The organism is Xanthomonas sp. DAR33341, from assembly GCF_003992815.1.
Taxonomy (GTDB): Bacteria; Pseudomonadota; Gammaproteobacteria; order Xanthomonadales; family Xanthomonadaceae; genus Xanthomonas; species Xanthomonas cissicola.
Genome location: NZ_QEYV01000010.1, coordinates 162,988 through 178,502 on the forward strand (window position 1 = coordinate 162,988; position 15,515 = coordinate 178,502).

The 15,515-nt window shown below is 65.7% G+C and carries 14 protein-coding genes and 1 pseudogene; 10 read left to right on the top strand and 5 right to left on the bottom strand.

Features of this window, described 5'->3' with window-relative positions; translation table 11 throughout:
- Positions 1–345: 345 nt before the first annotated feature.
- Positions 346–1,305, bottom strand: a complete 960-nt coding sequence (locus EO156_RS01265; protein WP_005915182.1) for a PDR/VanB family oxidoreductase — start codon at positions 1,303–1,305, stop codon at positions 346–348.
- A gap of 17 nt (positions 1,306–1,322) precedes the next feature.
- Positions 1,323–2,375: an aromatic ring-hydroxylating dioxygenase subunit alpha gene (locus EO156_RS01270; protein WP_016848812.1), complete on the bottom strand. Its 1,053-nt coding sequence runs from the start codon at positions 2,373–2,375 to the stop codon at positions 1,323–1,325.
- Between the two features lie 124 nt (positions 2,376–2,499).
- Here EO156_RS01270 and EO156_RS01275 point away from each other — a divergent pair, with 124 nt between their 5' ends.
- Together EO156_RS01275 and EO156_RS01280 are read left to right on the top strand one after the other, a co-directional pair.
- A complete protein-coding gene (locus EO156_RS01275) occupies positions 2,500–3,417 on the top strand; it encodes a LysR family transcriptional regulator (protein ID WP_016848811.1) in 918 nt (305 codons plus the stop codon).
- 307 nt (positions 3,418–3,724) lie between these two features.
- Positions 3,725–4,537: a TatD family hydrolase gene (locus tag EO156_RS01280; protein ID WP_016848810.1), complete on the top strand. Its 813-nt coding sequence runs from the start codon at positions 3,725–3,727 to the stop codon at positions 4,535–4,537.
- Between the two features lie 140 nt (positions 4,538–4,677).
- Here EO156_RS01280 and EO156_RS01285 read toward each other — a convergent pair whose 3' ends face one another.
- A complete protein-coding gene (locus EO156_RS01285; protein WP_016848809.1) occupies positions 4,678–5,346 on the bottom strand; it encodes a hypothetical protein in 669 nt (222 codons plus the stop codon).
- Between the two features lie 331 nt (positions 5,347–5,677).
- On the opposite strand from EO156_RS01285, the pseudogene EO156_RS01290 reads away from it, so the two are divergent.
- A pseudogene (locus EO156_RS01290) lies at positions 5,678–6,555 on the top strand (hypothetical protein).
- A 284-nt stretch (positions 6,556–6,839) separates the two neighbouring features.
- Here the strand turns inward: EO156_RS01290 and EO156_RS01295 are convergent.
- The gene (locus EO156_RS01295; RefSeq protein WP_016848807.1) at positions 6,840–7,727 is read right to left on the bottom strand and encodes a LysR family transcriptional regulator; all 888 of its coding nucleotides are present in this window, start codon (positions 7,725–7,727) and stop codon (positions 6,840–6,842) included.
- Positions 7,728–7,823: 96 nt separating this feature from the next.
- Between EO156_RS01295 and EO156_RS01300 the strand changes: the two genes are divergently transcribed.
- Positions 7,824–9,104, top strand: coding sequence for an MFS transporter (locus EO156_RS01300; protein WP_015471612.1), 1,281 nt, complete (start codon positions 7,824–7,826; stop codon positions 9,102–9,104).
- Between the two features lie 19 nt (positions 9,105–9,123).
- Here EO156_RS01300 and EO156_RS01305 read toward each other — a convergent pair whose 3' ends face one another.
- Positions 9,124–9,552 (bottom strand): MerR family transcriptional regulator, encoded by a 429-nt coding sequence (locus EO156_RS01305; protein WP_003489031.1) that lies wholly within the window; start codon positions 9,550–9,552, stop codon positions 9,124–9,126.
- 89 nt (positions 9,553–9,641) lie between these two features.
- On the opposite strand from EO156_RS01305, the gene EO156_RS01310 reads away from it, so the two are divergent.
- The 6 genes from EO156_RS01310 (at position 9,642) to purU (ending at position 15,502) form a co-directional block, all read left to right on the top strand.
- Entirely contained in the window at positions 9,642–10,562 is a 921-nt protein-coding gene (locus tag EO156_RS01310; protein WP_016848806.1) for an alpha/beta hydrolase, read from the top strand.
- A 278-nt stretch (positions 10,563–10,840) separates the two neighbouring features.
- Positions 10,841–11,722: an NAD-dependent protein deacetylase gene (locus tag EO156_RS01315; protein WP_003489027.1), complete on the top strand. Its 882-nt coding sequence runs from the start codon at positions 10,841–10,843 to the stop codon at positions 11,720–11,722.
- A 59-nt stretch (positions 11,723–11,781) separates the two neighbouring features.
- Entirely contained in the window at positions 11,782–12,900 is a 1,119-nt protein-coding gene (locus EO156_RS01320; RefSeq protein ID WP_015471615.1) for an NADH:flavin oxidoreductase/NADH oxidase, read from the top strand.
- A gap of 35 nt (positions 12,901–12,935) precedes the next feature.
- Complete coding sequence (locus EO156_RS01325; protein ID WP_016848805.1) at positions 12,936–13,814, top strand: NAD(P)-dependent oxidoreductase; 879 nt, start codon at positions 12,936–12,938, stop codon at positions 13,812–13,814.
- A 205-nt stretch (positions 13,815–14,019) separates the two neighbouring features.
- Positions 14,020–14,412, top strand: coding sequence for an XVIPCD domain-containing protein (locus tag EO156_RS01330; RefSeq protein ID WP_003489022.1), 393 nt, complete (start codon positions 14,020–14,022; stop codon positions 14,410–14,412).
- 211 nt (positions 14,413–14,623) lie between these two features.
- Entirely contained in the window at positions 14,624–15,502 is an 879-nt protein-coding gene (purU, locus tag EO156_RS01335; protein ID WP_016848804.1) for a formyltetrahydrofolate deformylase, read from the top strand.
- Positions 15,503–15,515: the final 13 nt, after the last annotated feature.

The window sequence follows — 15,515 nt, forward strand, 5'->3', positions numbered from 1 at the left end:
GTCAGGTCGACGGCAGGACAAAGGAACATCGGCAGACATCTCATCGATACGGGGCGGCGTGCGTGGCAGCGCACGCACGCGGGCGGCCCATCTTGCCCTGTTGCGTTGCGCTTGCCACGGACCTCGGGCACGGATTGCGCTGCAGGAGCGCTCACGCACGGTAGCGCGGACGCGTCACGCGGCATCGCGCATCGTTGCGGCGCAGGTCCCGCCGCTGATGCACGCACGAGAGCGCACGTGCCGTGCGCGATGGCGCGCTCTGTTGCCCGCCATCGTGAAAGGCAAGCGAGGCGTCAGGCTGCGCAAGGTGACTGAACAGTTGCAGTGGCGCCGCGGAAACAGCGTTCAAAGATCCAGCACCAACCGCGGCGAGCGGCTGCGCGAACAGCACACGGTGATCTGCCGATTGGTGGCGCGTTCGGCGTCGCTGAGCACGCTGTCGCGGTGATCTGGCGTGCCAGCCAGCACGCCGGTCAGACAGGCGCCACACATGCCTTGTTCGCACGACAGCGGCACCTCGATACCGGCATCGAGCAGGGCACTGGCGATGCTGCAGTCGGCCGGCACCTGCACCACGCGGCCGCTGGCGGCCAGTTCCACCTCGAACGCGCTGTCGGCATCGTGGGCAAGGCTGGGCGCGGGGGCGGCGAAGTGTTCGCGATGCAGTTGCGCCGCCGTCCAGCCATGCGCCTTCGCCAGCACGGTGAAGTGGTCCATGAACGCCGCCGGCCCGCACAGATACAGCTGATCGCATGCACGCGCCTGGCCCAGTTCCTCGGGTACATGCACGCGTGGGCTCTGCCCGCCATCGCTCAGATGCAGGGACACCTGCCCATGCGTAAAGCCTTGTTGCAGCCGCTGCGAAAACGCCACATCGGCATGCCGGCGTGCGTAGTAATGCAGCACGAAGGGCTCGCCGCGCGCTTCCAGTGCTTCGGCCATCGACAGCAGCGGGGTGATCCCGATGCCAGCGGCCAGCAGCACGTGGCGCTCGCCCGGGTGCAGCGGGAACAGATTGCGCGGTGTGGAGATGCGCAGGCGGTCGCCGGGCGCAAGCTGCTCGCACAGATGCCGCGACCCACCGCGCGAGGCGTCGGCCAGCTTGACGCACAGCAGATAGTGGTCGCGCACATGCGGCGCGCTGGCGATCGAGTACTGGCGAATCAAGCCATCCGGCAGATGCAGGTCGACATGCGCGCCGGCCTCGAATGCCGGCAATTGCGCGCCCACCGGTTCCAGCCGAATCGCGCGCTGGCGATGACCCTGGTCGACGACGTCGGCAACGCGCACTTCATGCAGGCTCATGCGGGTGTCCTCGGCCGTCAGCGCAGGAAGAAGTCGCTATAACCCTGGCTGCGCAGCCCGCGGCGATACGCGATGGAACTGCGATCGGCGGGAATATGCACTTCCAGCAGCGGGTCCAGCGGCAGATATTCCGGCCGCTGCGCTTCCACCATGGCGCGGTCTTCTTCGAACACGCGCAGGTTGAACGCATGCACGTCTTCCACCGGCAGATGGGTGTCGAAATTGCGCGCGATCGGCACCAGCAGGCGGGTGGTGTGCTTGGACACCGGGCTGGCGGCATTCATGATCACCAGCCGCTTGCCCGGCACCGGGAAGTGGATGGTGAGCGTGGCGGTGAAAGGCAGATGCACCTCGAAATGACGCAGCCATTGGAAGTTCGGGTCCACGTCCGGCAGCGGCATGTCCACCGAATAATTCGCCACGGTGCTCAGGTAGTCGGCATTGAAGCCGGTCGGCGTTTCGGTGGTGGTGTAGGCCGGCACTTCGCGCTTGTCCGGCTGGGCGAAGGTGGCGGTGTGCACGAAGGCGAAATGCGCCACGTCGATGAAGCCTTCCAGCTGGCGCGCGGCGCTGCCGCCGATGTCGAAGGCCGGGCACACGATCTGCTGGAAGCCGTCTTCGTCCCAGCCCGGCATCGGCGGGATCTGGATGTCCGCATCGCTCACCCCGGCCGGCTTGGCCAGGCACACCCAGATCAGCCCGTAGCGCTCGGCCACCGCATAGGTGTGCAGGCGCATCTTGGCCGGGATGTTCTGGCTGGGGCTGGCGGGGATATGGTTGCAGCGCCCGCCCGCGCCGAAGCGCAGCCCATGGTAGGCGCACACCACGCCGCCACCATCGGCCGTGCCCATGCTGAGCGGCACCCCGCGGTGCGGGCAGACGTCGCGCGCGGCCACCAGCTCGCTGCCCAGCCGGTACAGCACCAGCGGCTCGTCCAGCAGGGTGGCCTTGAATGGCGCCTCGCTCACCTCGCTGCTCAGCGCCACCGCATGCCAGTGCTGGGCCAGGCGCCGCCAGTCGGCAGCGTCGAAGGTGCAGTGCAGCGGCAGTGTGGGGACGGCGACATCCATGGGCGGTCTCTGGCGTGAGGCGGGAGCGGTGCCGATTGACTCTAGGAAGCCGGGGGTGTGTGATCAAACATCGATTTTCAGCCAAGCCATTGCAAAAAATGCAACGTCAACCGAGCCCCGCCGCATGCTGACCTTCTCGCGCTTCACCCGGTATTTCATCGAAGTGGCACGCTGCGGCAGCATCCGCAAGGCCTCCGAGGTACTACACGTCTCGGCGTCGGCGATCGACCGGCAGATCCTCAAGGCCGAAGAAGAGCTCGGGGCGCAGCTGTTCGAACGCCTGCCTGGCCGGTTGCGGCTCACCGCTGCGGGCGAGCTGTTGCTGGTGGACGTGCGCGGCTGGGAGAAGGCCTACGCGCGCACGCTGGAGCGCTTCGACGAGCTCAAGGGCCTGCGCCGCGGTCATGTGGAGATCGCCATGATCGACGCGCTCAGCGAGGGCGTGGTGCCGGCGGCGGTGGCGGCGCTGGTGCAGGAGTACCCGGGCATCACCTTCAACCTCTCCACCGCGCGCAACCAGCGGGTGATGGAAATGGTGACCTCGGCCGATGTGGATATCGGCCTGCTGCTGGACCCGGTCAGCAGCGTGGACCTGGAGGTGCGCGCGTTTGCGGACATTCCGCTAGGCATTGCGATGCCGTTGGGGCATCCGTTGAGCACCCGCACCGAGCTGCAGCTGAGCGAGACGCTGGAGCATCGTCTGTTGCTGCCCGCCGCCCCGTTGATCGTCGGCGAGCACGCCAAGGTGCTGTACCAGCGCCAGCACATCGACGTGAAACGGCTCACCCACTGCAACGACGTGCGTACGCTGCGCGGGTTGGTGCGCGCCGGCGCCGGCGTTGGGTTGATGTCGTGGCTGGATGCCGCCCCGGACGTGGCCGACGGACGTCTGGCCTTCGTGCCGTTTCGCCAGCACCTGACCAAGCCGATGACGCTGGCGCTGTGCGTGGCGCCGCAGCGCCAACTGTCGCGTTCGGCGCAACTGGCGATCCAGGCGCTGGCAGCGAAGATCGATGCGATGGCGGTGCCGGCGGTGGAGTAGCCCTCATCCGGCGCTGAGCCTCCCTTCTCCCGCCAGCGGGAGAAGGGAGATCGTCAATGCCGCCTGCCTTCCCCCGCCTGCGGGGGAAGGTGCCCGAAGGGCGGATGGGGGCAGTCGGTCGGCACAATCAACTAGCTGCCGACCTAGGCTTGGCCATACTGCGCCCGGGCGTTCAAGCCCGGCCGGCGCGCTTCCCTCCTCCGGCGCTGCACGCCACCTCTCCCGCCAGCGGGAGAAGGGAGGCTCAGCGGAGCTAACCCTCGCTCGTTACACTTACGCGGCTCACCCCCCACACGACACCCGCAGCATGCAATTGATCGATATCGGCGCCAACCTCACCCACGACTCGTTCGACCGCGATCGCGATGCGGTGCTGCAACGCGCACGCGATGCCGGCGTGGCGCAGCTGGTGATTACCGGCGCCAGCCGCGAGCATTCGCCGCTGGCCTTGCAACTGGCGCAGCAACACCCCGGATTCCTGTACGCCACCGCCGGCGTGCATCCGCATCACGCAGTGGAATTCACTGCCGAATGCGAAGCGGAAATGCGCATCCTGCAGGCGCATCCGCAGGTGGTGGCAGTGGGCGAGTGTGGGCTGGATTACTTCCGCGATTTTGCGCCGCGCCCTGCGCAGCGCAAGGCCTTCGAACGCCAGCTGCAGTTGGCCGCCGACAACGGCAAGCCGCTGTTCCTGCACCAGCGCGACGCGCACGAGGATTTCATCGCCATCATGCGCAGCTTCGAGGGGCGCCTGGGTGCGGCGGTGGTGCATTGCTTCACCGGCACGCGCGACGAACTGTTCGCGTATCTGGACCGCGATTACTACATCGGCATCACCGGCTGGCTCTGCGATGAGCGCCGCGGTGCGCATCTGCGCGAGCTGGTGCGCAACATTCCGGCCAACCGTTTGATGATCGAAACCGATGCGCCGTACCTGCTGCCGCGCACGCTCAAGCCGATGCCCAAGGATCGTCGCAACGAGCCGATGTTCCTGTCGCATATCGTCGAAGAGCTGGCGCGCGATCGTGGCGAGGATGTCGCGGTGACCGCCGCCAACAGCACGGCCGCGGCGCGTGCGTTCTTCCGCTTGTCGGCGCCTGCCAGCACCACGAGCGGCTAACACCATGTCGCAATCGTGGGCACCACGGTGCGCGGATACCGCACTGCATGCGTGCCGCATGCCGCACCGAGCCGGCCGCATTGACCGGCGGTGAGCGCCGTGCTGCCGCGCGCGGATCCAAGTGGATCGGGCCGCGGCAGTTACGCCGCCAGCAACTCCCACCCCTGCGCATCGCGCAGCCGCAGGCCGGGTTCTGGCGCGTCCACGCTGATGCGCAGGCCGTCGGCCCAAGGCAGTTGCCGTTGTTGCGGAAACCACCGCCGGCGCCGGTCGACCACGATCAACAAGCCGTGGTCATCGCCCAAGGCCGCAAAGCCCTCCAGCGGCGGGGCGAAGGGTCGCAGGCCGAAATGATGCGCCAGGCTGCGCGTCACCACCTCGACATTGTGGCTAGGCAAGCCGATTTCGCTCAGGCACAGCAGTTCTTCGCCGCGGAACTGGCCTTCACCGGCCGCTGCATCCTGCAAGGCATTGCGCGCGATCAACTCCAGCACTGCGCCATCGGGCCCGCCGAAGTACACCGAGTGCGACTGCCAGGCGCCGTCCAGGGCGAAGTGCTTGCGACCGTGTGGATCGCTCAGCAAGGTGGCGCGTGCCCCAATCCACTGCGCAGCGGCCTGGAAACGCGACGGTGCGACGTTGAAGGCCAGATGCGCGCTGCCCACCGGGTGCTGCGCCTGCACGCACTCCAGTGTGCTCCAGCCGATGCGCACCGTGTTGCCGTGTACGGGCAACTGCAGCACATCACGGTAGAAGCGCAGGGTCAGGTCGGGGTCCAGGCAGGGCAGTACCAGATGACGCAAATGCATGGCGGCAATGTCGTTGGAAAACCGGCATTGAACGACCTCAAGCGCAGTTGAGGTCAAGCGTTTCACGCTGCGCGTCGTAACCGGTGGTGAGTAAGTGTCGGTCTGCGGGCTGCCTTACTGAGTTTCGTCTGCAATTGCTGGCATCGATCAATTTCGATGTTCACAGCCACTGGTTAGTTGCCCGACAGTTCGCTGCTTGGCAGGCCGGGCCTTCGCATACGCAAGCGGGATTTCCGTCGGCGTGGACGCGGCATGCGCATCGTTGCCTATGCTTTAAAAAAGCATGGGAGATGCAAAAATGGGAAACTGCCTACGCATACCCGCTGCACACATGGCGCCCGAATTGCGGGAGCATGGCACCCCCGAAGCGTCCACCAGCACCCCCATGTCGCATGCAGGAAGCATGACGGCCGGGCCGCAGGAGCACGGTGCCGTCGAAAGTTGCGCCGGAAGCCAGATTGCCGATATGTGGCTGTCATCCCTGGAGCGACCGGCCCGCAGATCTTCCGGGAGTAGGAGCCAATCCACTGCCCAGTCGCGCCCCCAATCGAAGTTGGAGAAGTTGACCGAGACACGCCGATCGATGCTACAGCGCGCGATAATTCTGGATGACCAGTGGCGGAGTCTTCAGGAACGCTGCGCGGGAACAAGTGTCGGCGGCCGGCAAGCATCCAATCTGGATAATCTTAAGGGAATCATTGATCGGGACAAGCAGGTGTTGGAGAGCATGGGTCATGAAGGTGGCTATATCGCTCAACGCCGCCTTGACCGAATTGATCGCAATCTGCTGAACTTTGAGAAAAAAATCGGCAATCAAAAGAAACTGGAATCACATCTTGCAAAATCGAACGATTTTCTGGTCCGCCTGAAGCTGCTGAAACAAGAGCTCTCAACTCGAGGGGAAAAAAGCACATCTTGAATGATGTCGATTTAAATATAAAAGATTTGGAAGACATCTCGAATGAACTGGCGGGGACTGATGCCAATGGTTCCGGCATCGAATACAACGGCTGCCGTGGGGATGCTATCGCGTACTTCGATAGTGTCACTATATCGCTTGAAGCGATGCTTCGAAGTCAAGACCCAGGCTATTGGGATTATATGCGACCTGCGCTGGCCAATGTCCTAAAGGAAGGTTACTCGCCAAGCAGGCGGAAGGCGGTAAGCGATCCTGGGATGCACGATGGCGCCAGCGATGGCATTTCTTGAAGAGCGAGCCGCAGAGTCTCAATGAGCTCCATAGGACGGCGATTGGTATTCCAAAGTGCAGCGACGTAACGTCTGCCTTGGTGTTCCCTGCGCGAGTAACAACCCGGGACTGCCCAGACTTCGATGATCTTGAAAATGATGGGTTCCAACTCAAACGATGCCTGCAGTGAGCGCCGGCTCCTCGCGGCCAGTGCAGGCGGTCGGCAATGACCGGGGCCCAGGATCAACATCGTCCAACGGCATCAAGCAAGAATGTCGCTGTATCGTAGGTCGTGTGGCCAGCGCTAGAGCAACTTTGCCAGCGCCCACAAATGCCGCACCAACGGTGTGGTTTCCAATCCACCCGGCGCGGCGGCCAGGGCCAGTCGCGCCAGCGGCATATGGCCTTCGATATCCAGATAGCGCACGCCGGGCCGCTGCAGCTGCGCGGTGGAGGCGGGCACCACCGAAACACCTAGTTCGGCGGCTACCAGATTGATGATGGACGACATCTGCGGCGCCTCCTGGGTGATGCGCAAGGTCACGCCGGAGTCGCGGCAGGCGGCGAGGATTTCGTCGTACAGGCTCGAGCCGAAACTGCGCGGAAACAGGATAAAGGGCTCGCCGGCCAGCGCCGCCAACGGCGCGCTGTTGCGCGTGGCCAGGGGGTGCGCGGCCGGCACGGCGATCTTCATCGGCTCGTCGGCAAAGCGCAGCAACTGCAAATCCGCTGGCGTGCTCAGCCCATAGCGCACGAACGCTGCATCCAGACGGCCATCGGCCAGCCCGACCAGCAGGCTGGCGGTATTGGTCTCTTCCAGCAGCAATTCGACCTGCGGCCATTTGCGGCGGAAGTCGCGAATCAGGCGCGGCACCACCGGGCTGAAGGCGGCAGAGGCGGTGAATCCCAGGCGCAACCGTCCGGATTCGCCGCGCGCCACCCGGCGTGCGGTTTCGGCGGCGCGTTCCACATCGGCAAGTACGCGGCGCACCTCGCCCAAAAACGCCTCGCCAGCCGCAGTGAGTTCGGCGCCGCTGTGCGTGCGCCGAAACAATGGCGTGCCCAGCTCGCGTTCCAGGGTGTGGATCTGCTGGCTGAGCGGCGGTTGGCCAATGCCCACGCGCGCGGCGGCGCGGGTGAAGTTGCCTTCTTCGGCAACCGCCAGGAAATAACGCAGGTGGCGCAACTCCATCCATCTGTTCCAGATATGGCAGCTGCCACCATCATATATTGGACAGGGGGTGACGGCAGGCGAATACTCGCCTTCCCACGTCGCACGTGCACTGCTGTGTCTTCTTCCGATCATCGCTCGGGTTCGCTGCCCGACCCATCCACGCGTTCCGACACCGGCGTCGATGCCCCCGCAGGGGTGCGCATTCGCGTGGCGTTGTTTCTGGCCGGCTTTGCCACCTTCTCGCTGCTGTACAGCGTGCAGCCGGTGCTGCCGGAATTCGCGCGCGCCTTCAAGGTGGACGCAGCGACCGCCTCGCTGCCGTTGTCGCTGGCGACCGGTGCGCTGGCGCTGGCGATCTTCTGCGCTGGTGCAGTGTCGGAAAACCTGGGCCGGCGCGGATTGATGTTCGTGTCGATCGCCATCGCGGCAGTGCTCAACCTGATTGCTGCGTTCCTGCCGCACTGGGGCGCGCTGGTGGTGGTGCGTACCTTGTCCGGCATCGCGCTGGGCGGGGTGCCGGCGGTGGCGATGGTGTATCTGGGCGAAGAATTGCCGGCCAGCAAGATGGGGGCGGCCACCGGCCTGTACGTGGCCGGCAATGCCTTCGGCGGCATGAGCGGGCGCATCGTGATGAGCGTGCTGACCGACCACACCGATTGGCGCACCGCATTGGCGGTGTTGAGCGCGTTCGATCTGCTGTGCGCGCTGGCGTTCTTCTGGTTGCTGCCGCCGTCGCGTAACTTCGTGCGCCGGCACGGCATCAACCTGCGCTTTCATCTGCGCGCCTGGGCCGGGCATCTGCGCGATCGCAATCTGCCGTTCTTGTTCGCGCTGCCGTTCCTGTTGATGGGTGTGTTTGTGTGCCTGTACAACTACGCCGGCTTTCGCCTGGGTGGGCCGGAATTCGGCTTGAGCCAGAGCCAGATCGGCATGATCTTCAGCGCCTATGTGTTCGGCATCGTCAGTTCCTCGGTGGCCGGTGCGGCATCGGACCGGTTCGGGCGCGGGCCGGTGGTCACGACCGGCATCGTGTTGTGCGTGCTCGGCGTGGCCCTGACCCTGGCGCACGCGCTGGCGTTGGTGGTGGCCGGTATCGTGGTGGTGACGATCGGGTTTTTCATCGCGCATTCGGCCGCCAGCGCATGGGTGAGCCGGCTCGGTGGCGCGCATCGCAGCCATGCCGCGTCGCTGTATCTGCTGGCGTATTACGCCGGATCCAGCGTGATCGGCGCGCTGGGTGGCTGGTTCTGGCAGCACGGCGGCTGGGGCGCGTTGGTCGGTATGTGCCTGACGCTGTTGGCGATCGCCTTTGCGGCGGCATACGTGCTGCGCCAACGTGCCGACGATGCACGCCCCTATGGCCGCTTTGCCCCGCATCCTGCGCGAGGCGAGTGATGCACAGCGACCGGGGCTTCTAGCGCGCCCGCTTGCGCCGTGTGGTTTGCGCGGCTGAAGACGTGGCAGCCCTCGCATCCGGGGCTGCCTGCGCCAAGGTTGCCGACAGACGCGCACGCCGCCGCTCCAGATCGGCCAGCTGGCGCTCGATCAGCTGCAGGCGCGCGCGATGGGCCTGCGCGGTTTCCGGGCACATCTGCGCGCCTTCCACCAGGCGCATGCAATCGGGAAAGCCAAGAATCTCATCCAGGTTGAAACCCGTTGCAATCAAGCGCTGTATCTGGCGTACCTGTGCAACGCACGCGTGAGGGAAGACCCGGTAGCCGTTGGCGCTGCGCGAGGATGTCAGCAACCCGTGCGCATCGTAATGACGGATCGAGCGCACGCTGGCGCCGGTCTGTTGCGCCAGCGCACCGATGCGCAGCAAGGGTTCGGAACAAGCGGCCATGCGCCTAGCATACGCTGCACGCACGGCTTGACCCTCACATTGGTGTGAGGCTGCAGGATCACGGCTCCTATCGTCTGGAGCTCACCCCGATGTCTGTTCGCCTCTTCCCCGGCAGACGCATGCTGCCGCTACGCTGCCTGTTGGCCTGCCTGTTGTTGGTGTGCTCGATAGTGGCGACCGCCAGCCCGGGCGCCATTGCTGCCGCACGCAGCTATACCGTCACCGCACCCGATGGCGTGCGCCTGGCGGTGCAGGAGCACGGCGCCACCGACGGGCCGGCCATCGTCTTCGTGCATGGCCTGCTTGGTAGTCGCATCAATTGGGATGCACAACTGGCCGATGCGCGTCTGCAGCGGTATCGGCTGATTACTTACGATTTGCGCGGGCATGGCGTCTCCGGCAAACCGGTCGCCGCATCGGCGTATCAAGAGGGCACGCGGTGGGCCGACGACCTGGCTGCCGTGTTGAAGGCCGCAAACGCGCGCGAGACGGTCCTGGTGGGCTGGTCCCTGGGCGGCGCGGTGATCAGCAACTACCTGAGCCGATATGGCGATACCGGGCTTGCCGGCGTGGTGTACGTCGACGGTGTGATCGAACTGCGCGCGGAGCAGTTGGGCGCGCATCCGGCGATCTATCGCGATCTGGTTTCGCCCGATCTGCGTACGCATCTGCAGGCGGTGCAGGATTTCCTGCGGCTGTGCTTCGCCACCCAGCCGCCCATCCCGGTGTTCGAGACCCTGCTGGCCAGCGCATCGCTGGCCTCATGGGACATGCAGCGTGCCATGCAAGGCATGTCGGTCGATGTCGCCGGCCTGCAGCGCACGCGCCTGCCGGTGCTGCTGATGTACGGCGCGCGCGATGCACTGGTCGCCACCGAGCCGACGGTGGCGCGTGCGCGCCAGCTGCAGCCGCGCGCGCAGACCGTGCTGTATCCGGACGCCGGGCACGCGCCGTTCCTGGAGGACAGCGCGCGTTTCAATCAGGATCTGCTGCGCTTTGTCGAACACTGAACGCGCCGCGCCTTGAGCGCCGGCAGCCACACGTGGCCAACGGCGCGAATGGATCGGAACCAACTGCGCGGCCATGGCGTGATGCTGTACCGTCCCCGTGCCTGCATCCAGGGCGGCGCGTTGCGCGTATCTCGGTGTGCGTCTTCACTCGTCGACGACGGCGTGATGTGCACAGCTATGCGCGAGCAAGCGCGCCGGTCTGGTGGCCGACACGGCGCCGCAGCGGGCCGGGCACGTGGCGCTGTTGCAAGTGCTCCCATGGCTTCCGGAATGACCACATGACCGCTGTCCCTGCCCACGACCACCACACGCTGCAGGACTTCATCGAGCGCCATCAGCGGCTGTTCGTGCTGACCGGTGCCGGCTGCAGCACCGACTCGGGCATTCCCGATTATCGGGACCTTCAAGGCGGCTGGAAGCGCCCGCAGCCGGTGACGTTCCAGGCGTTCATGGGCGAGCTGTCCACGCGGCAGCGCTATTGGGCGCGCAGCCTGGTCGGCTGGCCGCGCTTCGGTCTGGCGCAACCCAATGCCACCCATCATGCGCTCGCTGCGCTGGAGGCGCGTGGCCAGTTGGAAGTGCTGCTCACCCAGAACGTGGACCGCCTGCATCAGGCCGCTGGTAGCCAGGCGGTGATCGATCTGCATGGCCGGCTCGATGTGGTGCGCTGCATGGGCTGCGAGCGGCGCATGCCACGCACCGAATTTCAAGTGTTGCTTGAGCAGGCCAATCCAGGCTGGGCAGCGCTAGAGGCCGCGCAAGCGCCCGATGGCGATGCCGATCTGGACGATGTGGCCTTCGAGCATTTCGTGGTGCCGCCGTGCCCGGTGTGCGGTGGCGTGCTCAAGCCGGATGTGGTGTTCTTCGGCGAAAACGTGCCGCGCGCGCGGGTGGAGCGTGCCTTCGCGCATCTGCAGGCCGCCGATGCAGTGCTGGTGGTGGGCTCGTCGCTGATGGTGTATTCGGGCTTTCGTTTCGTGCAGACCGCTGCACGCAATGGGTTGCCGATCGCCGCACTCAACTTCGGGCGCACACGCGCGGACGAGCTGCTGACGTTGAAGGTGGAGCAGTCGTGCGCGCAGGCGCTGGCGTTCCTGCACGCGCCGCCGCATTTGCCGCGTGCACGCAGCGTCAATGACGCCAGTGCGCGCTCTGCATGACGCAGTGATCCATCGCAGCGGTTGTGCCGGCGCGCGCGGCGCGGTGCAATAAGCACCCCATGTCAGCTGTGGATGCCGCCTTGAGCCAGTTGTTCTCCCCCATCGCCTTCGGTCCGCTTGCGCTCGCCAACCGGATTGTCATTGCGCCGATGTGCCAGTACTCGGCACAGAACGGCCGCGCCAGCGATTGGCACCGCATCCATCTGGGCACGTTGTCGCAATCCGGCGCCGGCTTGCTGATTCTCGAAGCGGCCGCAGTGGTACCGGAAGGGCGCATCAGTTACGCCGATCTTGGGTTGTACGATGATGCGACCGAGCAGGCGCTGGCCGAGGTACTGCAATCGGTACGACGCTGGTCGCCGATGCCGATCGGCATCCAGCTGGCGCATGCCGGGCGCAAGGCCTCGACCGATCTGCCGTGGAAAGGCGGCGAGGCCATCGCGCCCGACCACGCGCATGGCTGGCAGACCGTGTCTGCATCGGCGCTGCCGTTCCGCCAGGGACAGCCGGCGCCGCAGACACTGGATGAGGCGGGAATCGATGCCGTGGTGGACGCCTTCGTCGCATCGGCAACGCGTGCCGAACGGCTGGGCCTGGAGTTGATCGAACTGCACGCCGCGCATGGTTATCTGATGCATCAATTCCTGTCGCCGCTGAGTAACCAGCGCAGCGATGCATATGGCGGCTCGCTGGAAAATCGCATGCGGCTGACGCTGCGCATCTTCGATGCGGTGCGTGCGGCAGTGTCGGAAAAAATCGCCGTTGGCGTGCGTATCTCGGCCACCGACTGGGTCGAAGGCGGGTGGGATGTGCAGCAGAGCATCGCCCTGTCGCAGGCGCTGGATGCACGCGGTGCGCATTACATCCATGTCTCTAGCGGCGGGCTCGATCCACGCCAGCAGATTCCGCTGCAGGCGGGCTATCAGATTCCGTTCGCGCAGGAGATCCGCGCGCAGGTGAACACGCCGGTGATTGGCGTAGGCTTGATCACCGAGCCGGCGCAGGCCGAGGCGATTCTGCAAGAAGGCCAGGCCGATGCGATCGCGCTGGCGCGTGGCATCCTGTACGACCCGCGCTGGCCGTGGCATGCCGCCGCGGCGCTGGGCGCCTCGGTCACTCCGGCACCGCAATACCTGCGTTGCGAACCGCGCGATGCGCGGGGCGTGTTCGCCAACTGATTTGCACCTGACGTCATACCGAACAAGGACACCGCATGCCGATAGGATTTCTGGGCTTGGGCACGATGGGCCTGCCGATGGCGCACAACCTGCTGCGTGGCGGGTTCGCGTTGAGCGTGTGGAACCGGTCGCCCGAACGCGCTCACTCGCTGCGCGATGCGGGCGCCACGGTGGTGGAGCAACCGCGCGATGCCGCGCACGGCCCGCTGCTGTTTTCGATGCTGGCCGACGACAACGCAGTGCGCCAGACCTTGCTGGAGCGTGGCGTGCTGGATGCGCTGCCGGCGGGCAGCGTGCACGTCAACATGGCCACCATTTCGGTGGCGCTGGCACATGAGTTGACCGCCCTGCATGCCGAGCGCGGTGTGGCCTACGTGGCGGCGCCGGTGCTTGGGCGTGTGGAGGTGGCCGAAGCCGGCAATCTCAATATTCTGGCCGCCGGCGATGAAGCGGCCGTGGCCAGGGTGCAGCCGATGTTCGATGCGCTGGGGCAGAAGACCTGGCACATCGGGCGCGCACCGGAGCAGGCCAATGCAGTGAAGCTGGCTGCCAACTTCTGCCTGGCCAGCGCCATCGGCGCCATGGCCGAAGCCAGTGCGCTGGCACGCGGTCATGGCGTGGATGCGACGCAGTTTCTGGGCATGCTCACCAGCACCCTGTTCGCCGCGCCCGCCTACCAGGGCTACGGCCGCCTGATCATGCAGCGCGAATACCTGCCGGCGGGTTTCACCGCCACGCTGGGCCGCAAGGACGTGGACCTGGCCATCCAGGCTGGCGCCGACAAGCAGGTGCCGATGCCATTGGGCGAATTGCTGCGCGCAGGGCTGGACGAGGCCATTGCGCATGGCGACGGCCACGCAGACTGGGCGGTACTGGCGGAAGTCTCGGCGCGGCGCGCAGGGCAGGTCGCCTGATCACCATTGCGGAACTCGGATTGAGTCCTGCGCAAGGCACTTCGCTTCACGCCAAGGCGGCCCACCGCTTGCTCACCTAAACATGCAGCAGACCTTCTAAAATGCCGGCTCGTTACGGCCGCCGCTCCAGGGAGGATGCGATGCAACACCTGCAGATCACGCTCGGTTTGACCGAGCGCGCACTGGCTTGCGCCGGTGGCGCACGATGACCGACGCGCCGGTCGTCAACCAGGGCCCGGTGGGTCCCGACCATCCCGAGCACCCGGACCACTACCTGTTCGCACAGATCCGCGAAGCGGTCGGCGTGCTGGACGCCGAGTTAGGCAAGCCCGTGGACGAGGCGAGCGAGCGCATGGCCGCGCGCCTGCTGCCGCTGGCCAAGCAGCATGGCTTCGATCAGGTGGACTATGTGGTGCTCAGCCGCCATCTGGGCGAAGTCGGCGAGAACGTGTTCCTGGTGCGTGGCGAGCTGTCCGACCCCGCGCATCTGCGTGCACACATCACCACGCAGGAAGCCATGGAAACATCGGTGGACGCATCGCTTGCGCAGCTGGACGAGATCAACCGGCGGCTGATGCTGCGTTTGCCGCCGCGCTGAGTGCCATTGCCAGACGTGCGTGGCGGTGTCGCGCAACCGGGATCGGTGCACGCACTGCACTGCCGGGCTATACGTCCTCTTGGCTGCACGTCATCTTGCAGCGCGAGCGCAACGCAACCACGGTCAGAGCGTCAAACATCGGCTGGATCGCACGCCCGTTTTCGCACCTGTTCGCACGGCAAAAGTTACCGACGCAAGCACTGCGTCGGTGATGTCGCGCATTGGCTATCATGCGCCGATGCGCTCCGACTACATCCTCACCCTGTCCTGCCCCGACCGTACCGGTATCGTCTATCGCGTGACCGGGCTGCTGTTCGACCTGGCCTGCAACATCCTCGACGCGCAGCAATTCGGCGACGACGAAAGCGGCCGATTCTTCCTACGCGTGCACTTCGACAAACCGGCAAAGACCGACATTGCCGCCCTGGAGCAGCGCTTTGCAGTGCTGGCTGACGAATTCCAGATGGCATGGCAACTGCACGACGCCCGCCGCCGCGCGCGCCTGCTGGTGCTGGTGAGCAAGCAGGGCCATTGCCTCAACGACCTGCTGTTCCGTGCGCATAGCCGGCAGCTGCGCGTGGACATCGCCGCAGTGGCGTCCAACCACACCGATTTCGCCGCACTGGCCGGCTCCTACGGCATCGCCTTCCATCATCTGCCCGTGAGCGCGGATACGCGCGCCGAACAGGAAGCGCAGTTGCTCGCCCTGGTCGACGCGCTGCAGATCGACCTGGTGGTGCTGGCGCGCTACATGCAGATCCTGTCGCCGCAGCTGTGCCGGGCACTGGCCGGGCGCGCGATCAATATCCATCACAGTTTCCTGCCCAGCTTCAAGGGCGCGCAGCCGTATCACCAGGCGCACGCGCGCGGGGTCAAGATCATCGGCGCCACCGCGCACTATGTCACCGAAGATCTGGACGAAGGCCCGATCATCGAGCAGGACGTCGCCCGAGTAGACCACGCCATGACCCCGCGCGACCTGGTCCGCCTGGGCAGCGACACCGAATCGCTGGTGCTGGCGCGCGCAGTACGCCGCCACGTCGAACACCGCATCGTGCTCAACGGACATCGCACGGTGGTATTTCGTTGATACCGGGATTCGG